General features: G+C 58.7%; 18 protein-coding genes. 10 read left to right on the top strand and 8 right to left on the bottom strand.

Annotated features, from left to right (window positions below; genetic code table 11):
- Positions 1–27 precede the first annotated feature (27 nt).
- Positions 28–1212: a TIGR03862 family flavoprotein gene (locus ACT2B1_RS17930; RefSeq protein ID WP_171240178.1), complete on the top strand. Its 1185-nt coding sequence runs from the start codon at positions 28–30 to the stop codon at positions 1210–1212.
- Here ACT2B1_RS17930 and holA read toward each other — a convergent pair.
- The 4 genes from holA to ACT2B1_RS17910 all read right to left on the bottom strand — a co-directional run bounded on the left by holA (position 1209) and on the right by ACT2B1_RS17910 (position 5807).
- A complete protein-coding gene (gene holA / locus ACT2B1_RS17925) occupies positions 1209–2237 on the bottom strand; it encodes a DNA polymerase III subunit delta (protein ID WP_171240179.1) in 1029 nt (342 codons plus the stop codon). The two genes, ACT2B1_RS17930 and holA, sit on opposite strands and share 4 nt — an antisense overlap.
- The gene (gene lptE, locus ACT2B1_RS17920; RefSeq protein ID WP_171240180.1) at positions 2234–2725 is read right to left on the bottom strand and encodes an LPS assembly lipoprotein LptE; all 492 of its coding nucleotides are present in this window, start codon (positions 2723–2725) and stop codon (positions 2234–2236) included. Before lptE ends, holA begins: the two co-directional genes overlap by 4 nt.
- A complete protein-coding gene (leuS, locus tag ACT2B1_RS17915; RefSeq protein WP_171124464.1) occupies positions 2712–5246 on the bottom strand; it encodes a leucine--tRNA ligase in 2535 nt (844 codons plus the stop codon). Before leuS ends, lptE begins: the two co-directional genes overlap by 14 nt.
- Positions 5247–5318: 72 nt before the next feature.
- A complete protein-coding gene (locus ACT2B1_RS17910) occupies positions 5319–5807 on the bottom strand; it encodes a DUF3576 domain-containing protein (RefSeq protein WP_171124687.1) in 489 nt (162 codons plus the stop codon).
- Between the two features lie 282 nt (positions 5808–6089).
- On the opposite strand from ACT2B1_RS17910, the gene ACT2B1_RS17905 reads away from it, so the two are divergent.
- Both ACT2B1_RS17905 and ACT2B1_RS17900 read left to right on the top strand, forming a co-directional pair.
- Positions 6090–7124 carry a porin gene (locus ACT2B1_RS17905; protein ID WP_171124463.1) on the top strand — a complete coding sequence of 345 codons (1035 nt, stop codon included), beginning with the start codon at positions 6090–6092 and terminating at the stop codon, positions 7122–7124.
- A 100-nt stretch (positions 7125–7224) separates the two neighbouring features.
- Positions 7225–7884, top strand: a complete 660-nt coding sequence (locus ACT2B1_RS17900; protein ID WP_171240181.1) for a YggS family pyridoxal phosphate-dependent enzyme — start codon at positions 7225–7227, stop codon at positions 7882–7884.
- Here ACT2B1_RS17900 and ACT2B1_RS17895 read toward each other — a convergent pair.
- Both ACT2B1_RS17895 and ribA read right to left on the bottom strand, forming a co-directional pair.
- Positions 7868–8368: a L,D-transpeptidase family protein gene (locus tag ACT2B1_RS17895; protein WP_171240182.1), complete on the bottom strand. Its 501-nt coding sequence runs from the start codon at positions 8366–8368 to the stop codon at positions 7868–7870. The genes ACT2B1_RS17900 and ACT2B1_RS17895 overlap by 17 nt on opposite strands.
- Positions 8365–9459 (bottom strand): GTP cyclohydrolase II, encoded by a 1095-nt coding sequence (gene ribA, locus ACT2B1_RS17890; RefSeq protein WP_171124457.1) that lies wholly within the window; start codon positions 9457–9459, stop codon positions 8365–8367. Before ribA ends, ACT2B1_RS17895 begins: the two co-directional genes overlap by 4 nt.
- Positions 9460–9620: 161 nt before the next feature.
- Between ribA and ACT2B1_RS17885 the strand changes: the two genes are divergently transcribed.
- Positions 9621–10307 carry a response regulator transcription factor gene (locus ACT2B1_RS17885; protein WP_170415695.1) on the top strand — a complete coding sequence of 229 codons (687 nt, stop codon included), beginning with the start codon at positions 9621–9623 and terminating at the stop codon, positions 10305–10307.
- 278 nt (positions 10308–10585) lie between these two features.
- Here ACT2B1_RS17885 and ACT2B1_RS17880 read toward each other — a convergent pair whose 3' ends face one another.
- Entirely contained in the window at positions 10586–10843 is a 258-nt protein-coding gene (locus ACT2B1_RS17880) for a hypothetical protein (RefSeq protein WP_171124455.1), read from the bottom strand.
- Between the two features lie 940 nt (positions 10844–11783).
- Here ACT2B1_RS17880 and ACT2B1_RS17875 point away from each other — a divergent pair.
- The 4 genes from ACT2B1_RS17875 to ACT2B1_RS17860 all read left to right on the top strand — a co-directional run bounded on the left by ACT2B1_RS17875 (position 11784) and on the right by ACT2B1_RS17860 (position 14417).
- Positions 11784–12572: an exodeoxyribonuclease III gene (locus tag ACT2B1_RS17875; protein WP_481668293.1), complete on the top strand. Its 789-nt coding sequence runs from the start codon at positions 11784–11786 to the stop codon at positions 12570–12572.
- Between the two features lie 76 nt (positions 12573–12648).
- The gene (locus tag ACT2B1_RS17870) at positions 12649–13566 is read left to right on the top strand and encodes a thioredoxin family protein (protein WP_171124451.1); all 918 of its coding nucleotides are present in this window, start codon (positions 12649–12651) and stop codon (positions 13564–13566) included.
- A gap of 27 nt (positions 13567–13593) precedes the next feature.
- Entirely contained in the window at positions 13594–14235 is a 642-nt protein-coding gene (locus tag ACT2B1_RS17865) for an LON peptidase substrate-binding domain-containing protein (RefSeq protein WP_481668292.1), read from the top strand.
- Complete coding sequence (locus ACT2B1_RS17860) at positions 14232–14417, top strand: Trm112 family protein (RefSeq protein ID WP_171124448.1); 186 nt, start codon at positions 14232–14234, stop codon at positions 14415–14417. Before ACT2B1_RS17865 ends, ACT2B1_RS17860 begins: the two co-directional genes overlap by 4 nt.
- Here ACT2B1_RS17860 and ACT2B1_RS17855 read toward each other — a convergent pair.
- Positions 14414–15676 carry an FAD-dependent monooxygenase gene (locus tag ACT2B1_RS17855; protein ID WP_481668291.1) on the bottom strand — a complete coding sequence of 421 codons (1263 nt, stop codon included), beginning with the start codon at positions 15674–15676 and terminating at the stop codon, positions 14414–14416. The genes ACT2B1_RS17860 and ACT2B1_RS17855 overlap by 4 nt on opposite strands.
- Positions 15677–15729: 53 nt before the next feature.
- On the opposite strand from ACT2B1_RS17855, the gene ACT2B1_RS17850 reads away from it, so the two are divergent.
- Both ACT2B1_RS17850 and ACT2B1_RS17845 read left to right on the top strand, forming a co-directional pair.
- Entirely contained in the window at positions 15730–17058 is a 1329-nt protein-coding gene (locus ACT2B1_RS17850) for an amidase (RefSeq protein WP_171240184.1), read from the top strand.
- Positions 17059–17166: 108 nt separating this feature from the next.
- On the top strand, positions 17167–18348 hold the full coding sequence (locus ACT2B1_RS17845; RefSeq protein ID WP_481668290.1) for an aminotransferase class I/II-fold pyridoxal phosphate-dependent enzyme: 1182 nt from the start codon (positions 17167–17169) through the stop codon (positions 18346–18348).
- The last annotated feature ends 3 nt before the right edge of the window (positions 18349–18351 follow it).

Here is an 18351-nt window from a genome sequence, read left to right as displayed (position 1 = left end):
GATTCGGCAGAAGGCAATAGGACAGGAATGGCACAGGCAGTGGTGATCGGGGCAGGGCCCGCTGGCTTGATGGCTGCGCAAGAGCTTGCAGCGGCTGGTCATGACGTATTAGTGGCCGAGGCCAAGCCATCGGTCGCGCGCAAGTTCCTGATGGCCGGGAAGTCTGGCTTGAACCTCACCAAGGATGAGCCATTCGAGGACCTGATGCAATTCTATGGTCCTGCTGCCCGGTGGCTGCGTCCTATCGTGGCCGAATTTGACGCAACCCATGTTCAGGACTGGGCCCGTGATCTGGGGCAGGAAGTGTTTACCGGGTCCACTGGGCGCGTATTTCCAACTGCGATGAAAGCCTCCCCCTTGCTGCGCGCATGGCTGGGTCGGCTCGGGTCGGCTGGCGTTGAGATCAAAACGCGCTGGAGGTGGATCGGATGGGAGGACGGAGCTCTGGTATTCGAAACCCCCGACGGCAAACAAAGCGTAAACTCGGATGCAACGATTTTGGCACTGGGCGGTGCAAGTTGGGCGCGGTTGGGCTCTGACGGGCAGTGGGCCCCAATTCTGGCGGCCAAAGGGATTCCACTTGCCCCGTTTGAACCGTCGAATTCGGCGCTTTCGGTGGATTGGAGCCATCACATGCGCCCTCATTTCGGTGCGGCCCTGAAGTCGATTCAATGGGTGGCCGGGGACGCCACCAGTCGGGGAGAGGCCACGATTTCCGCCAATGGGCTAGAGGGCGGAGGATTGTATTCATTGACCCCAGCCCTGCGCCAAGGTGCTTCGTTGTTTGTCGATCTGACGCCAGACCTGAACACGTCGGTCCTGACAGAACGCCTAACTGCCAAAAAACCCAAGACAACCGTGTCGCAGTGGCTGAAGAAATCGCTGCGACTGTCCCCTCAAAAAGTTGCTCTGTTCCACGAAATGACAAAGAGTGAGGTTCTTGAATCAGAGAAATTGATTTATGCTATCAAGCGTTTACCTATTCATCACGCCGGTCTACGCCCCATGGATGAGGCGATCTCGACAGCCGGAGGCGTTGCCAAAGCCGCCGTGGATGACAGGCTTATGCTTACGTCTTTGCCGGGGGTGTTTTGTGCTGGTGAAATGCTGGATTGGGAGGCCCCGACCGGGGGATATTTGTTAACGGCATGTCTGGCAACCGGGCGTTGGGCGGGTCGCAGCGCTTGCGTGTGGCTGGAAACCGGGCGCTAACGCGGCCGTGCAAGCATTGCCAGACGGATCATCGCCCGTTCAACAAGCGCCATTGCCGGGGCCGTCTGGCCTGCGGATCGCAATGTCAGGTCCGTATCTGTCAGAACGGTCAGGGCAGTCTGAAGTTTCGCTGCACCCCAGCCTTGCGCTTGCCTTACAATCCGATCCCGGCGCTTTCCATAGATTGGCGGGCGCATCTTGCTGATCCCCTGTGCCGCACCACCGGGGTCTGAGGCACATGCATATAACGTGCGGAAATGCCGAGTGGCCCCGATACACAACGCGACCGCATCGGTGCCCTGCGATTGCAACCTTCGGATCAGCGGACCAATCTCTCCGGCGCGACCCTCGGCAACGACGTTGAGAACATCATCCAATGCTGCCTCGGTCGAGCGCGGGGCGCAAGCTTCGATATCTTCGATCGTCAGTTCAGTTGCGTCGCCGGACTTGTAAAGCGACAGCTTTTCAATGGCCTGAGAGAAATCGCCGGGGCTGATGCCGGCAGCCAACTCGGTCAGGGCCGACATGGAATCGCGAGGGATGTTCTTCAAACCGGCTTGTGTCAGAACCCGCTCAATCTCGTTGCGCGAAGGCGGATCATCGTAAATTCCGGTCGCAAACGCTGCAGGATGTGCCTCGAATGCCTTGCGCATTTTTGAACTGGCCTTGAGCTGCCCAGCCGTAACGACAATCTGCGCATCGCCGGGGCGCCAATCCTCCAGCGCCGCAAGGATCGCAGGCGCTGCGGCATCGGTTGCGTCTTCGACCAGAACGGCGCGGGGGCCGGGAAAGAAGCCAACTGCCTTTACCGCATCCAAAAGCGCAGCGGGGTCCGCGCGCAAGTCGGCCCCTGGCAGACGGGTCAGGCGCATCTCTTCTTCGGCATTGGGCCCCAACAGCGCCGCAAGAACCTGCTGGCGCTTCAGCGCCACGCGCATGGCGTCGGCCCCGTAGATCAGCAGACCGGTCTTGTCTGCGTCCGGTTTAGCGAAATAGCCCTCGGCCTCGCGCGGGCTGAGTTTCATTGAGTCAGGCCCGGTGCCGCGTAAAGGCGGCTGACGATCTGATCAGAGAGAATGACCATCAACCTGTCAGTGGCGTCGCGCTCATCCGCAAGGGTCGACACTGTCGAACCCGCTGCCGAATACCCGACAAAGTCCGAAACCGTTCCAGAAGTCATAATCTGACCTGTTTCATTCGACTTAAGGGCGAATCTGGCACGGCCCTCGATCGTATACCGGTCGGTTTCGTTGGTTGTTCGGATGGCCGCCCGCCGCGTCTGGGTGACCAAGTTTACATCCAGTTGATAATCCTTGACTGACCCGGAACTGCGACCCAGCCGTTGTTCCAGATTTTGAACCAGCAAATAGCTTTCAACATCATTTGGTGCGGAAACCTGAACTTTGCCGTTCAGGGCATCGCCTGATCCGCCGGGGGCGTAAACAGGCTCAAAACCGCAGGTGGCAAGCGCCAGCGGCAGCATTAACAGGGTTCTGCGGTTAAACAACGACATTCACGATCCGGCCTGGGACAACAATCACCTTTTTCGGCGCATTGCCATCCAGCGCCTTTTGCACAGCTTCGGTGCTGAGCGCGATTTTTTCAACCTCTGCCTTGTCCATATCCTTGGGAACGCTGATTTCCGCGCGGCGTTTGCCGTTGATCTGGATCGGCAGGGTGACGGTATCGTCAACCAGCATCGCCTCATCCGCGACGGGCCAGGGGGCGGTGGCAACCAGCCCCTCGCCGCCCAGTAACTGCCACAGTTCCTCTGACAGGTGTGGTGTCATGGGGGACATAAGTTGCGCCAGCGTCTTAGCGGCTTGACGTTTGGCGTCAGAGCCTGCCTTGGATTTGGCCAGCGTGTTGGTAAAGGCATAAAGCTTGGCGATGGACGCGTTGAAGCCAAAGGATTCGACCCCGCCGGATACATCGTGGATGGCCTTGTGCATTTCGCGCAGCAGGGTTTCGTCTTCGGCATTGGCCGGAGCGTCCGATTCCGCGATTTCCGACGCGATGCGATGCACGCGGCTGAGGTGCTTGAACGCGGCCTCGGCCCCCGATGCGGTCCATTCAACGTCACGCTCTGGCGGCGAATCGGACAGAACGAACCAGCGGGCGGTATCTGCGCCAAAGGCCGAGATGATGCTGACCGGATCCACCACGTTCTTCTTGGATTTCGACATTTTGGCTGAGGGGATGATCTCAACCTCGGTGCCGTCGGCCAGTTTGCCGTCGGTCACGTCCTCCGGCAGGTGATAAACCGGGCGGCCATTGGCGTCGCGGGTCTGGTAGATCTCATGCGTGACCATGCCTTGCGTGAACAGCGCATCGAACGGTTCAATCGCCTTTTTTGGCAGGTGGCCGGTGATCTGCATCGCCCGCGCAAAAAAGCGGGAATAAAGCAGGTGCAGAATCGCGTGCTCGATCCCGCCGATATACTGGTCGACATTCATCCAGTATTCGGCTTCGGCCAGATCGGTGGGTGTTTCGGCGCGCGGAGCGGTGAACCGGGCGAAATACCACGACGAATCGACGAACGTGTCCATCGTGTCGGTTTCACGCTTGGCCGGTGCTCCACAGGACGGGCAAACGCAGTCGCGCCAGGTCGGGTGACGGTCCAGCGGGTTGCCGGGTTTGTCAAAGGTCACATCGTCGGGCAGGCGGACCGGCAGGTTCTCTTTCTTCTCGGGCACCACGCCGCAGGTATCACAATGGACAACGGGAATCGGGCAGCCCCAATAGCGTTGGCGGCTTAGCCCCCAATCGCGCAGACGGTACTTGGTGACACCTTGGCCCCATCCGGCCTTTTCAGCGAAATCGACGGTGGTGTTGATGGCCTCGTCGCCTGTTGCCTCGGTCAGGCCAGCGAAGTGGTTCACCCAGCGGACTTTTTCGGTTTTCGGCGGAACGAATGCGAGCTTGTCGACCGGAGAGTCGTCATCCAGCGCAAAGAACGTATCGACCACGGGCAGGCCGTATTTGCGGCAGAAATCCAGATCGCGCTGATCATGGGCCGGGCAGGCGAAAATCGCGCCGGTGCCGTAATCCATCAGGATGAAGTTCGCGATCCAGACCGGCAGTTCCCAATTCGGGTCCAGCGGGTGTTTTACTTTGATGCCGGTGTCATAGCCCAGCTTCTCGGCGGTCTCGATCGCTTCTTCGGTGGTGCCACCCTTGCGGCATTCCGCAACAAATTCAGCAACTTCTGGGTTTTCCGCCTCAAGCTGTTTGGCGATCGGATGGTCGGGTGAAATACCGACGAAAGACGCCCCCATCAGCGTATCAGGGCGGGTCGTGTAGACGGTGATCGGTTCGCCGCCATCAGTGCGTTCAAAGCCGAACTGCAAGCCGCGCGACTTGCCGATCCAGTTTTCCTGCATCAGGCGGACTTTGGCAGGCCAGTTGTCCAGCGTATCCAGCGCGTCCAGCAATTCCTCGGAATAGTCGGAAATCTTGAAGAACCACTGCGTCAGTTCCCGGCGCTCGACCAGCGCACCCGAGCGCCAGCCGCGGCCGTTTTCAACCTGTTCATTGGCCAGAACGGTCATATCGACGGGATCCCAGTTCACCACGGCGTTCTTGCGGTAAACCAGACCAGCCTCGAGCATATCCAAAAACAGCGCCTGTTGCTGGCCGTAATATTCCGGATCACAGGTTGCAAACTCGCGCGACCAGTCGATCGACAGACCCAGCGGTTTCATCTGACCGCGCATGTCGGCGATATTGCCATAGGTCCAGTCTTTGGGGTGGCCGCCAATGGCCATCGCCGCGTTTTCCGCAGGCATCCCAAACGCGTCCCAGCCCATCGGGTGCAGCACATTGTGGCCGGTTGCCAGTTTGTGCCGCGCGATCACGTCGCCCATCGTGTAATTGCGCACATGGCCCATATGGATTCGGCCAGACGGGTAGGGGAACATCTCAAGCACGTAATATTTCGGCTTATCCGCCTTGTGGTTGGCGGTGAAGATCCCGGCCTTGTCCCAGGCCTCTTGCCATTTAGCTTCGATTTCGTTGGCCGAGTAGCGCGACATCGTGCGGTCCTTCATGAATGAAAACGCCGGGAATGAACCCGGCGTGGTAATATTGTGATTTTCGGTGGGTTGCTAGAGCTTGTTGTCCGCAATACGCAACTGACGGGCGCGGGACAGGATGGCATCCTCGACCGCGCGTGTAGTTGCGGCGCTGACCGGTGCGCCGCCGCTGGATTGCAATGCCACCGACAAAGAGCGCGCCGCCAGAGCAGGGTCGCTGATATGAACCGTCGCCCGATACGAGCGCCCGCCACCCGGGGGTGTCCCGTAACCCGTTACAATTATGCCAGTAAATGGGTCGACCTCTTGTACGGGCAGGAAATTCAATACATCCAGCGACGCCGCCCACAGATAGCGGTTCACATTTGTAACCTGCTCTGCGTTTCTGGTGTCGAATACATCCCAGATGGTCGAACGGTTGGGATCGTTCAGTTCGCGTTCGCTTGATCGTCCGCTGTCTGTATTAAGCAGATCAGGGTTCGGCGCGGCCCCTCGATTCTGTCCGCAGGCCGACACTGCGGCAGCCACTATGATCAAACCGATAATCGTCTGCAGGCGCATCGTCGACTGGTCCTGTTTCACTTGGTCTCGTTCGTTCAGTGATACTCCTAGACAAGGTCCAGTGCGGCAACAACCCTCTTATTGTAACAAATAAGCGGTATTGCTGATGCTTTAAGGCTCAAAACAAACTGTGGCATCCTTGCACCAATCTGTTGCCAATGCAGGCTGTACAATTATGCCGTGCTTGCGCGAAGGGGGCAAAAAGAGCGAAACGGTTCCCGTGCTGAGACATGTGCTGAGGCATGTGTCGAGTAGAAAAACTTTGAAACCGAGGGAAACAAGATGAAAAAAGTTCTCTTCGCATCGACCGCTCTGATCGCAACCGCAAGTGTTGCAGCGGCCGACGTACGCTTTAGCGGTTACGGCCGCTTTGGTATTGGATACCAAGAAGACCGCACCGGTTCGGTTGCGAACTTCACCACCACCACAAGCGGTGCAATCACCGGCGCTGGTACCGCCACTGTCGACACCGACAACACCATCCTGATCTCGCGCTTCCGTCTGAACATCGACGGCGTCGTTGAAACCGATGGCGGCGTTGAGTTCTCGGCTCGTGTTCGTCTGCAGGCTGACGAAAACGCCGGCAACGGTGAAGCAAACGCAGCCGGCCTGAACGGCGCACGCTTCTCGGTCATCTACGGTGGTCTGCGTGTTGACGCGGGCAACGTTGCAGGTGCCTTCGACAACTTGGCAAACTACTACGGTAACGAGCCGGGCCTGGAAAACTTCATCGGCCAGTACTCGGGCGTTAACTACAGCTTCCTGGGTTACTCGTCGACCGGTTCGGGTTCGAACGCTGTGTTCTTCCAGTACGCAGTTGGCGACTTCGCATTCGGCGCATCGTATGACCAGGCAACCGTTGCATTCGGCGGTGTTCCTGAAGATGCAGACCGCTGGGACATCAGCGCGACCTACACCTTCAACAACATCACCGCAGCTCTGGCCTACGGTCAGACCGATGGTGGCTCGTTCGGCATCGACCCCGACCTGCTGGTCTTCACCCTGGGTGGTGAATGGGGCGACTTCTCGGGCACCCTGTTTGTCGGTGACGAAAGCGACACCGCTCCGAACGCAGCTGGTGAAGCAACCGACGACACCTTCTACGGTCTGTCGGCAGCTTACAACGTTGGTTCGGCTCTGACCCTGACCGCCGCTTACGGTGACGGTTCGGCTGACGGTGACACCCGTCAGTATGGTATCGGCGCAATCTACGACCTGGGTGGCGGTGCATCGCTGCGCGGTGGTATCGGCGACAGCAAAGTCGGCAGCGCAGACAGCACCATCCGTGCTGACTTCGGTGCTCAGTTCAACTTCTAAGTTGATCTGAACCGCAAGGTTTAAGGGCAGGTCTTCGGACCTGCCCTTTTCTTTTGGGCTGACATGGTGTTTTGCTGCCTCAAACCAATTGAGGATCCCCATGTCGCTGCATGATATTGCCACTCGTATCCAAAAAGCTGAAACCGCTGCCGGGCGGCCAAACGGGTCTGTTAAGCTGATTGCCGTGTCCAAGGTACAGCCGAACGAACGCGTTCGCGGTGTTCTGGATGAGGGGCACCGCTGTTTTGGGGAAAACAGGGTGCAAGAGGCCATGGAGAAATGGCCCGATTTCATGCGGGACTATTCTGATATTGATCTGCATCTGATCGGACCGCTCCAGACGAACAAGGCGCGTCAGGCCATGGAGTTGTTCAGCGCGATACACTCTGTCGATCGCCCCAAGCTCGCCAGAACGCTGGCGCGTCTGGCGCAAGAGATCGGAGCCTGTCCCGACTTGTTCATACAAGTGAATACCGGGGAAGAGGATCAGAAGGCCGGTGTCATTCCTGCCGAGGCAGATGCATTCATCGCCGAATGCCGTGATCTGGACCTTCCATTGGCCGGGTTGATGTGTATCCCTCCGGTCGAGGAAGAGCCCGCGCTGCATTTTGCGCTGCTTGCCAAAATCGCAGACCGGAACGGGCTAACGGGGCTGTCCATGGGCATGAGCGGTGATTTTGAAAAGGCCATCGCATTGGGCGCAACCCATGTGCGTGTCGGATCGGCGATCTTTGGCGAGCGTGTCAAACCGCAGGAATAATCAGCCGCGTATCGGGTGTTATCCTTCCGGCGATCCAATGAAGGTGTTCCCTTCGAAACGCAACGCAACCTTCGGTGGGATAGCCCGGTCTCCTCCACTGATGCAGAAAAATTGCCGAACCTTTTCCCGGAACAGCGTTCGGCCAGTTCCAGTCGGTAAGCAGAACCAGATCGTATAAGGGATCCGGCCGGCGCAGCTTTTCATGGCTGAACGGGTAGGGCACGCTGACCAGTTGGTTATATCGGTTATCGCGGCTGTCATCCGACCACAGATCCCACGGCCCAATCGGGATGGCCCATGGGGTCGGCGCCGCGATCCGGTCAGGGCGGTAAAGCATACCGACGATACGGTGAACACCGGTCGGGGTTGCGCCGTCGCCCTCACGCTTGGTGTTGCTGAGCCCACCCTTGCCGATCGAACAGGGAAACGTGCGCCCGGCAAACCGGACGCCGCGCGGTGTAAGCACGAGGTCAGAGGGCATCAAAGCAGATGGCCCGATTTTTCCGCCTTGGTCGCCAGATACCCGCGATTATGGGCTGTTTCTCCGACCTTCAGCGGAACGCGTTCCGTGACGGCGATTCCCGTTTTTTCCATCATCGCGATCTTGGCCGGATTGTTGGTCAGCAATCGGACAGCACTGAACCCCAGAGATTTAAGGATATCCGAACCCAAACGAAAATCCCGTTCGTCATCCTCGAATCCCAGCCGATGGTTGGCCTCGACCGTGTCGAAGCCCTGATCCTGAAGGAAATAGGCCCGCATCTTATTGGCCAGCCCGATACCGCGCCCTTCCTGGTTCAGATACAACAGCACCCCGGCCCCTTCCGTTCCCATCTGGGCAAGCGCACCCCGAAGCTGCGGGCCGCAATCGCATTTCAGGCTGCCCATGAGATCGCCCGTAAAGCAGGCCGAGTGCAAACGGGCCAATACGGGTTTACTACGGTCGGGACGTCCGATTTCGATGGCGTAATGTTCCTCGCCGCCATCTTCCGGACGAAAGACGTGAAGCCGCCCGGCCTCGGACACCTCCATGGGCAGGCGCGCGGCTACCACTTCGTTCAGAATGCTGCGGTCTGCCAGATGCGGTGCTGCCCGGGTGTGATCAATGCAGGTGAGGCCATGTGCGCTGGCAAAGGCGCGCCCGTCATCAATGGGGACAACAACGGCTGCGGGAAGCAAGCGGGCGGATTTGGTCAGGGCAATGGCGATACGATGCAGGCTGGAGCTGCCCTGACGTTGCGTCATCAGGGGGCCTTTCATCGGTGCGTTCAGATCATCGGACGGGTCGGCGACCGCTTGAACCCAACCGATATCCGCATCGGCTGGAATAATCACCCGTGCCAAATCCCCATCATAGGCTCGCGCCCTGAGCGTTTCTGCCCGGCGCACGGTAATGGCGACGACCGGTTCACCGCCCAGCCCGCGCAAATCCGCAAGCCGTTGGGCGCTCAGTGTTTCTGACGCGATTGCAAGAACGCTGAAGCCGCTGTCATCTGTCAGGATGACAGGCACGCCCATACGCAGGTCCGCACGCGCGCGTGCCAGCAGTTCCGAGATATCCGGGATGAGACTCATTTATGTTACCCTGTAACGATTAGCCCTTCCTGTAGCCTGATCGGACGGAAATGTGAAACATTTCCTCATCATCAGACACGAGGGCGTGAGACGATTGCAGCAAACCTTGTTGATTGCATCTTTGACGCGCAAGTGGTGGAAAAGGCTTAGGAGGACCAGATATGGCACAGCTTAAGAAAATCCTGCTGGTGGACGACGACGAAGATCTTCGCGAAGCTCTGAGTGAGCAGCTTGTGATGACCGAAGACTTTGACGTGTTCGAAGCGTCCGACGGGCAGTCCGCCATGGAGCGCGCCCGCGAAGCGATCTATGATCTGGTTATTCTGGATGTCGGCCTTCCAGATACCGATGGTCGCGAACTGTGCCGCCTGATGCGCAAGCAGGGTGTCAAAAGTCCGATCCTGATGCTGACGGGGCACGATAGCGACGCCGACACCATTCTGGGCCTTGATGCCGGTGCCAATGATTACGTACCCAAGCCTTTCAAATTCCCGGTCCTTCTGGCCCGTATCCGTGCCCAACTGCGCCAGCACGAACAGTCCGAGGACGCGGTCTTTGTTCTTGGGCCGTATACCTTCAAGCCTGCGATGAAGATGCTCATCACCGAAGATGACCGGAAAATCAGGCTGACCGAGAAAGAGACAAATATCCTCAAGTTCCTCTACCGCTCGGCCGACGGTGTGGTTGCGCGTGATGTGCTGCTGCACGAGGTTTGGGGATACAATGCCGGTGTCACCACGCATACGCTGGAAACCCACATCTACCGCCTGCGCCAGAAGATCGAGCCCGATCCGTCGAACGCGCGCCTTTTGGTCACAGAGTCGGGCGGATATCGTCTTGTGTCGTAACTTTGATGGAATGATGCAGATCAAAGTGATACTCTGGAGATATATTTAGGTTACTCCCAACCCGTGCATGTCCGGGTAATGACATGTACCTCCCTGTTGGACTGCCGGGCCTTTGGCCCGGCTTTTTTTGTGGGAAGTTGGGGATGGGTGTCTGCTTTGAGCCCAAAGCGGTTTCTTCCTCCTGCCGGCAGAAATGATCATACGAGTCATATCCAGTATTCGCTTTTATGAACCCCAAAGCTGCAGGCCACAAAACCCAAATCGCGGTCTATTAGTGGTCATCGCAGCGGTGAAACGTCAGCCCTTGTCGCCGGGTTCAGATCGCCATTCGGGTCAGTCAGAACGCTTGCGGGAAAAGACACCGAGACGGGCATGTCACTCGTGTCCACGCAGAGCATGTGATTGTTGTCTCCGTCACCCAAGTTGGCCAGCGCAGCTGGCTTTATGTCGCGCCGGGTACCGTCGGCTGCGGCGACGGTGATCGTGTAAAGGTCGCGCTCTGCCTCGCCGGGTTCGGTGCCGTCTTCCAATGTCACGCCGCCCTCCCACGTGACACGGACTGCCTGTACGATTCCCTTTGTCGGACAAAGACTGCCTCTGACACGGCGAGGCCCCAGCGTACCGACTTGTGTCCAATCTTCCACGACTTCAGCCAGGGTTATTGATGGGCCGTCTTCGAGGGGTATCACCGGCACACTAGCTCCCCGATAATCCACGGTCCCATCGATGGAATGCAAATGGCCGATGATGTCAACTCTGACAGGCGGGTCGCTGTCTGCGGGTCCCAATTGTCCTATCAAAAGAACCGTGCGCAACTCACCAGGGTCTGTGGCTGGCAGGACTGACGCGCAGTGCATTGTCCCAATTGCTCCTGATTGGGTCGTGACCCGAAAATCCCCCGCCTGCATCGTCGAAATGTCTATTTCAGTCGAGAAGATCACAGGCATTCCGGTATTACCCTCAGAACCTCTGCAAATCACATTCGAGACGCGAGGCAGTGCATCGAGCCCGTGAAAGGCTGAAAGGAGTTCAGCGGATTGACCGTTCGCCTCTCTTGGCAGGCCAGCATCTACGGTTGTATCAGAGAGGTCGCGATTGGATATGTTATCGGTCCAAACACCTGGTCCGTAAAGTAAGAACCACGTGAAAGCTAAGGTATTAAGCGCAACCACGGCACCCAAACCGCCTAAGATAAACCGCTTCGAGATGCCTTTGGGCATTCAATGTACCTCCGCGCTATGTTGCTTGCGATTTAAATTCTTAACCGAGACTTCCTATCGCCCAAAGCAACATTAGAGAGCTGCGGAAAAACCAAACGACTTGAACAAATGGATACCGATCGTGCTGAAAGCCCAAGTATTGCGCCATCTATGAGCGACTGTATTGTCCGCAGAACAGACTTGCAGTCTCTTTCCCCATGGCACCCCATCCCAACCCACGCTAACCTCCGCGCAACCCACGACAGAGGATTCCCCAATGCCCTTTACCCTTGCCACCTGGAACATCAACTCGGTCCGTCTGCGCGAGCCTATCGTGCTGAAATTGCTGCACGACGAAGCCCCCGATGTGCTGTGTCTGCAAGAGTGTAAATCGCCGGTCGAGAAGATCCCGACCGAAGGCTTTGCGGAACTGGGCTATACCCACATGGTTGCGCGTGGGCAGAAGGGATATAATGGCGTTGCGATCCTGTCGCGTATCCCGATGGAGGAAGTGGGTGACAAGGATTTCGCTGGTCTTGGCCATGCCCGCCACATCGCGGCACGGCTGGAAAACGGCGTGACCATCCAGAACTTCTATGTCCCCGCAGGTGGCGATGTGCCGGATCGTGAGGTGAATGAGAAGTTTGGGCAGAAGCTGGATTACCTCACCGACATGCGCGACTGGTTCCATGCTGAAAAGCCCGAAAAGTCCATTCTGGTGGGTGATCTGAACATCGCCCCGCGCGAGGATGATGTTTGGTCGCACAAGCAACTGCTCAAGGTCGTTTCGCACACGCCGATCGAGGTTGAAGCGCTGGCCGAGACGCAGGATGCAGGCGGATGGGTCGATGTCACCCGCCAGGATATCCCTGAGGGGCAGCTTTACAGCTGGTGGTCGTACCGTGCGCGCGATTGGGATGCGGCCGATAAGGGACGGCGGCTGGATCACGTCTGGGCCACGCCTGATATCTCGAACGCGGGGCATTCCAGCCGCGTGTTGCGCGATGCGCGCGGATGGGAAAAGCCCAGCGATCACGCTCCGGTCTTTGCTACTTTCGACCTTTAATTCTGCAATTCAACCCTTGGTTTCTGCCCTATGCGGTTGCATATAGGGCGCAAGTTCGAACGAAAGAGTGAGTGTCATGGACCTTCTGAACAGCGCAGCCAGCCCCGATACAGCGGATCTGATCAAGGACGGGTCCGAGGCCACGTTTATGGCCGACGTCGTCGAGGCTTCGCAGGAAACTCCGATCATCGTGGATTTCTGGGCGCCATGGTGCGGGCCGTGCAAAACTCTGGGACCTCTGCTGGAAGACGCTGTGACCGCCGCCAAGGGCGCAGTGAAGATGGTCAAGATCAACGTGGACGAGGCGCAGATGATCGCCTCGCAAATGCGTATTCAGTCTATTCCGACCGTCTATGCGTTTTTCAAGGGTCAGCCGGTTGACGGGTTTCAAGGCGCGTTGCCGGGGTCCGAGATCAAGGCATTTGTCGACCGTGTCATCGAAGCAGCAGGGGGCGAAAGCCCGGGCGGGCAATTGGATGACGCCGTTCAAGCGGCCGAAGAAATGCTGTCGGAAGGCGCCGCTGCGGACGCCGCGCAGACCTTTGCTGCCATTCTGGGCGAGGATCCGAACCATGCGGCGGCTTATGGCGGTTTGGTGCGCGCCCATATCGCAGCCGGTGATCTGGAACAGGCCGAGGCCATTTTGAACGGTGCCCCTGCCGAAATTTCCACCTCTGCCGAAGTGGAGGCGGCGCATGCGCAACTGGAATTGGCCAAACAAGCCGCAGATGCGGGCCCTGTGGCCGAACTGACTGCGGCGGTTCAGGCTGACGCGAACAACTATCAGGCCCGGTTCGACCTAGCGCAGGCGTTGCATGCCAATGGTGATGTGGAAGAGGCCGTAAGCCAGTTGCTTGAATTGTTCCGTCGGGATCGCGAATGGAACGACGGCGCAGCCAAGGCGCAGTTGTTCACGATCTTCGACGCGCTCAAGCCAAACGACCCGATTGTTCTGAATGGGCGGCGCAAACTTAGCTCGATGATATTTGCCTAATCTCTGATCAGAGCTACACTGGGGTACATGATGCATCCCGCTGATCTGCCGGAAACGATTTCCGTCTTTCCTTTGCCCGGGGCGCTGCTGTTGCCCCGCTCGCGCCTGCCGCTGCACATTTTCGAGCCGCGCTATCTACAGATGTTGGACGACGCCCTGAAAACGCCCGAGCGTTTGATCGGGATGGTGCAGCCGAACCCCTGCCAAAGCGACGACGACAAGCTGCACCAGATCGGCTGCGCGGGGCGGGTGACGCAGTTTTCGGAAACCGAAGATGGCCGTTACCTGATTACGCTGACCGGGATTTCGCGCTTTCGCGTCAAGTCCGAGTTGGACGCCTTTACCCCTTATCGTCGCTGCCAGGTGTCCTGGGATGGGTTTGACCGCGACTTGGGCCGGGCCGAACAAGATGACGGGTTCAACCGCACAAACTTTCTGACGCTGCTAGAGCGGTTTTTTTCGTCCCGGCAGCTATCGACCGACTGGGATTCGTTGAAGGACGCGGATGATGAACTGCTGGTCAACTCGCTGTCCATGCTGCTGGATTTTGACCCCGAGGAAAAACAGGCCTTGCTAGAAGCGCCCTGCCTGCGTACCCGTCGCGAAACTTTGGTAACACTGATCGAATTCGCCATGCGCGGCGGATCGAGCGAGGAAAAGCTGCAATGACCACACCTGAACATGCCTTTGACCGCCGTATGCTTGAGGCGTTGATTTGCCCGCAGACGCAGACAACCCTGCACTATGATGCGGAAAAGCAGGAACTGGTTTCAAAGGCTGCGGGGCTGGCTTTTCCGATCCGCAACGGCATTCCGGTGATGCTGGTCGACGAGGCGCGGCAACTGGATTAAATCGGACGCCCCTGAAGCAGTTTCGGCAGGTCCCCGGTCAGCCCGGCGGCCTCGCGCACGAAGCCCCGGCGCAGGCCCGGAAGTGACCCGACGATCCCCATCCCGATGTCGCGCCCAACGCGTAACAGAGGGTTGTCATTTGAAAACAGTTTGTTGAACACGTCTGTCGCCATCGCCAGCGACGCCGTGTCAAAGCGCCGCCACTCCTGATAGCGCTCCAGCACCAGAACCGATCCGATATCCTCGCCGCGCCGTCCGGCCAGGGTCAGCACCTCGGCCAGCGCACCCACGTCCCGCAACCCGGCATTAAGCCCCTGACCGGCGATAGGGTGCATACCGTGTGCGGCATCTCCGACTAGGGCCATTCGTTCGCCAATGAATGCGTTCGCTATCGTCAGGTTCAAAGGATAAGTGAACCGATCCCCGGCCAGCTTGATATCACCAAGGAAATCACCAAAGCGAGGGCGCAGGACCTGCAGATAATCCGCTTCGGGCAGGGCATTGATGCGTTTTGCAGCGTCGGTCCGTTCGCTCCAGACAATCGAGCTGCGGTTGCCGGTTAATGGCAGGATCGCAAGCGGACCCGGCGGCATGAAAAACTGATGCGCGATACCGTGATGGGGCAGGTCATGTTCGATGGCGCAGACCAGAGCAGTCTGTCCGTAATCCCATCCGCTGCGCTTGATGCCTGCACGCGCAGCCGTACCGCTGCGGCGACCATCGCACCCCACAAGCAGGCAGCCCGTCAGGGTCGAGCCGTCATTCAGAGTTAGGGTGACGCCCGTTGCGTCGTGATCCTGCGCAATGACTGTTCGGCCACTGATCTGCGTGATGTTGCTGTCCGCGTCCATCGCATCCAAAAGGGCTCGGCGCAGATGGCGATCCTCGACCATGTATCCCATCGGGCCTTCTTCGATCTCGGCGTGATCGAAATGCATGAAGAAGGGTGATGGCCCAGTCCCTGCGTGCCCGTCCGTGACCTTGATCTCAAGCATCGGCTGGGCGTGGTCGGCGACCCGTTCCCACACACCAATTGTTTGCAGCAAGCGTTGAGAGGCCAACGCAAGCGCATAGGCTCGCCCGTCGAACGCGGCGTTTTTCCGAACTTTCTCGGCCAGGGCGTCGATGATGGTGACGGTGTGTCCTGTCTGAGCTAATGCCAGCGCCAAGGCGGGACCGTTCAGACCGCCACCAACGATCAGGATATCGGGCTTGTGTTCCATGCCGTGCAATATGCGCGCCCTTTCGGGATTGTCCATATGCGGTCCTCTCGCTACCGTCGCCCAAAGCGAATTTTTCCAAGGGGGTAGGAATGCAGGATTGGTTGAACATGACCGCGTGTGATCTGGGCCGAGGCATTGGAATGGGCCAGATCGACCCTGTCGAATTGACCGAAACCTACTTGTCCGCCATTACCGCGCACCCCCACCGGGACTGCATTTATGCCCGCGTTACCGAAACACGCGCCCGCGCCGAGGCCGAAGCTGCGCGCGTGCGGGTCAAACTGGGCTTGCGCCGGTCCCTGCTGGACGGGGTGCCGATCAGTTGGAAAGACTTGTTTGATACCGCTGATACAGAGACCGAGGCCGGATCAGCCCTTTTGAAAGGGCGCGTCCCTGACCGGGATGCGGTTGTTGTCAGAAATGCAACGGCGATGGGGGCGGTTTGTCTGGGAAAGACCCATATGAGCGAACTGGCCTTTTCCGGGCTGGGTCTGAACCCGATCACCGGAACGCCGCCCTGTATCGACGATGTCGACGCGGTGCCGGGCGGGTCTTCCTCGGGTGCTGCAGCATCGGTCGCGTGGGGGCTGGCCGCGGGCGGTATTGGGTCGGACACAGGAGGGTCGGTCCGTATTCCTTCGGCTTGGAACAATCTTGTCGGGTTGAAGACCACGGCAGGGCGCGTAACGCTTGAGGGGACTGTGCCCTTGTGTTTGCGGTTTGATACGATTGGCCCATTGGCGCGTTCTGTCGAGGACGCCGCCCATCTGTTGGCGCTGCTGGAAGGCGGCACGCCCGCTGACCTGCGGGGTGCAACGCTGCAGGGCCGCCGTTTCGCCGATTTGCAGAACGTGGCCAAGGATGATCTGCGGGATGGCCCGGGCGCGGCTTACGAGTCCGCACTGGACCGTTTGCGAGAGGCCGGAGCCGAGATTGTCCCGCTAGAGGTGCCCGAACTGAACGACGCCATGAGCCTGTCCGGTGTCCTCTATACGACCGAAGCCTACGGTCTGTGGCGCGACGTGATCGAGGCCAACCCCGATGCAATGTACCCAGAGATTCTGGAGCGGTTCCGCGCGGGCAAGAACGTGTCAGGGCCGGATTACATTGCGGCCTGGTCCCGGTTGAAAGCCTGCCGGACCGCATGGGATGCGGCGACGGCCGGTTTTGACGCAGTGCTGGCCCCAACCGCGCCGATACTTCCCCCAAATCTTGAGCGGTTGATGACGGATCATGACTACTATGTCACCGAGAACCTGCTGGCATTGCGCAACACCCGGATCGGCAATCTGATGGGATTGGCCGCGCTGACCGTTCCGACGGGAACGGCGGGGTGCGGGTTGATGATGATGGGGTATCCGGGATCGGAAGAAGCGCTTTTGCGGGTGGGTGCGGCGGTCGAAACCGCTCTGGCGTGAATGCCACAATCCCCTGATTCGGCGTCGCTTTGTCTGGACGAAGCGGAATCCGACCTGTAATCTGCCAAAAAACGGGGCGAAAACGATCCCGGCATTGAGGCAGTAGTTATGAATTTTCCCGAGCGGTTCTCGAACCTACCGGAATATGCTTTCCCGCGTCTGCGCACCCTGTTGGATCATCACCAGCCGGGCGATGATGTCATTCACATGACCATCGGCGCGCCCATGCACGATTTTCCCGCATGGGTGACAGATGTAATCATGGAAAACGCGGCCGGATTTCAGGGATACCCCCCAAATGAGGGCTCTCCTGCGCTGCGTGGCGCAATCACCGATTGGATCAATCGCCGGTATGGTGTGACGATGGACCCAGACGCCAATGTCATGGCCCTGAACGGTACGCGCGAGGGGCTGTACAACGCGGCAATGGCATTGTGCCCCGAGGAAAAGAACGGTCATAAACCGGTCATCCTATGCCCCAACCCCTTTTATCAGGTCTATATGGTCGCCTCGATCTCAATCGGGGCCGAGCCGGTATTTGTGCCTGCCACCGCTGCCACCGGCCATCTGCCGGACTACGCAGGTCTGCCCGAGGATGTTCTCAACCGCACGGTTGCGGCCTATATCTGTTCCCCGGCCAATCCGCAGGGCGCGGTGGCGTCGCGCGACTACTGGGCCGAACTGATCCGGCTGGCCGAAAAATACGATTTCCGCATCTTCGCGGATGAATGCTATTCCGAAATCTACCGCGATGAGGTGCCGACCGGCGTTTTGACCGTCGCGCAGCAACTGGGCGCAGATCCTGAGCGGATCACATTGTTCAATTCGCTATCCAAGCGGTCAAACGTCGCCGGCTTGCGTTCCGGCCTGATCGCAGGTGGCCCCGAGACGATCAAACGGGTCAAACAACTGCGCAACTACGCGGGCGCACCCTTGCCGCTGCCTTTGCAGGCGGCTGCGGCAAAGCTGTGGGCGGATGAGGCGCATGTGGCCGAGAACCGCGCGCTCTATCAGGCAAAATACGCCATTGCGGATCAGGTATTCGCTGGCATTCAGGGGTATATGGCACCGCAGGCCGGGTTTTTCCTTTGGTTGCCGGTCGATAATGGCGAAGAAACCGCATTGAAGCTGTGGCAGGAAACCGGGGTCCGGGTACTGCCGGGCGCATATCTTTCTCAAGGCGATCCGGGGCAAAACCCGGGCGAACAATTTATCCGGGCTGCTTTGGTGGCCCCAAAAACAGAGTTGCAGCAAGGGCTGATCAAGCTCCGCGATTGCATCTATTCGTGAGGT

The organism is Ruegeria sp. S263 (assembly GCF_056780525.1).
Note: the sequence above shows the minus strand (reverse complement) of the source record. Positions and strands in the feature narration are given on the sequence as shown.

Coding starts and splice junctions, on each gene's coding strand:
- ACT2B1_RS17850 (WP_171240184.1), top strand. CDS start 15,730: ATGCAGGATTGGTTGAACATGACCGCGTGTGATCTGGGCCGAGGCATT.
- leuS (WP_171124464.1), bottom strand. CDS start 5,246: ATGTCGCGCTACTCGGCCAACGAAATCGAAGCTAAATGGCAAGAGGCC.
- ACT2B1_RS17900 (WP_171240181.1), top strand. CDS start 7,225: ATGTCGCTGCATGATATTGCCACTCGTATCCAAAAAGCTGAAACCGCT.
- ACT2B1_RS17865 (WP_481668292.1), top strand. CDS start 13,594: ATGATGCATCCCGCTGATCTGCCGGAAACGATTTCCGTCTTTCCTTTG.
- ribA (WP_171124457.1), bottom strand. CDS start 9,459: ATGAGTCTCATCCCGGATATCTCGGAACTGCTGGCACGCGCGCGTGCG.
- ACT2B1_RS17930 (WP_171240178.1), top strand. CDS start 28: ATGGCACAGGCAGTGGTGATCGGGGCAGGGCCCGCTGGCTTGATGGCT.
- holA (WP_171240179.1), bottom strand. CDS start 2,237: ATGAAACTCAGCCCGCGCGAGGCCGAGGGCTATTTCGCTAAACCGGAC.
- lptE (WP_171240180.1), bottom strand. CDS start 2,725: ATGTCGTTGTTTAACCGCAGAACCCTGTTAATGCTGCCGCTGGCGCTT.
- ACT2B1_RS17845 (WP_481668290.1), top strand. CDS start 17,167: ATGAATTTTCCCGAGCGGTTCTCGAACCTACCGGAATATGCTTTCCCG.
- ACT2B1_RS17875 (WP_481668293.1), top strand. CDS start 11,784: ATGCCCTTTACCCTTGCCACCTGGAACATCAACTCGGTCCGTCTGCGC.
- ACT2B1_RS17905 (WP_171124463.1), top strand. CDS start 6,090: ATGAAAAAAGTTCTCTTCGCATCGACCGCTCTGATCGCAACCGCAAGT.
- ACT2B1_RS17885 (WP_170415695.1), top strand. CDS start 9,621: ATGGCACAGCTTAAGAAAATCCTGCTGGTGGACGACGACGAAGATCTT.
- ACT2B1_RS17860 (WP_171124448.1), top strand. CDS start 14,232: ATGACCACACCTGAACATGCCTTTGACCGCCGTATGCTTGAGGCGTTG.
- ACT2B1_RS17870 (WP_171124451.1), top strand. CDS start 12,649: ATGGACCTTCTGAACAGCGCAGCCAGCCCCGATACAGCGGATCTGATC.
- ACT2B1_RS17910 (WP_171124687.1), bottom strand. CDS start 5,807: ATGCGCCTGCAGACGATTATCGGTTTGATCATAGTGGCTGCCGCAGTG.
- ACT2B1_RS17855 (WP_481668291.1), bottom strand. CDS start 15,676: ATGGACAATCCCGAAAGGGCGCGCATATTGCACGGCATGGAACACAAG.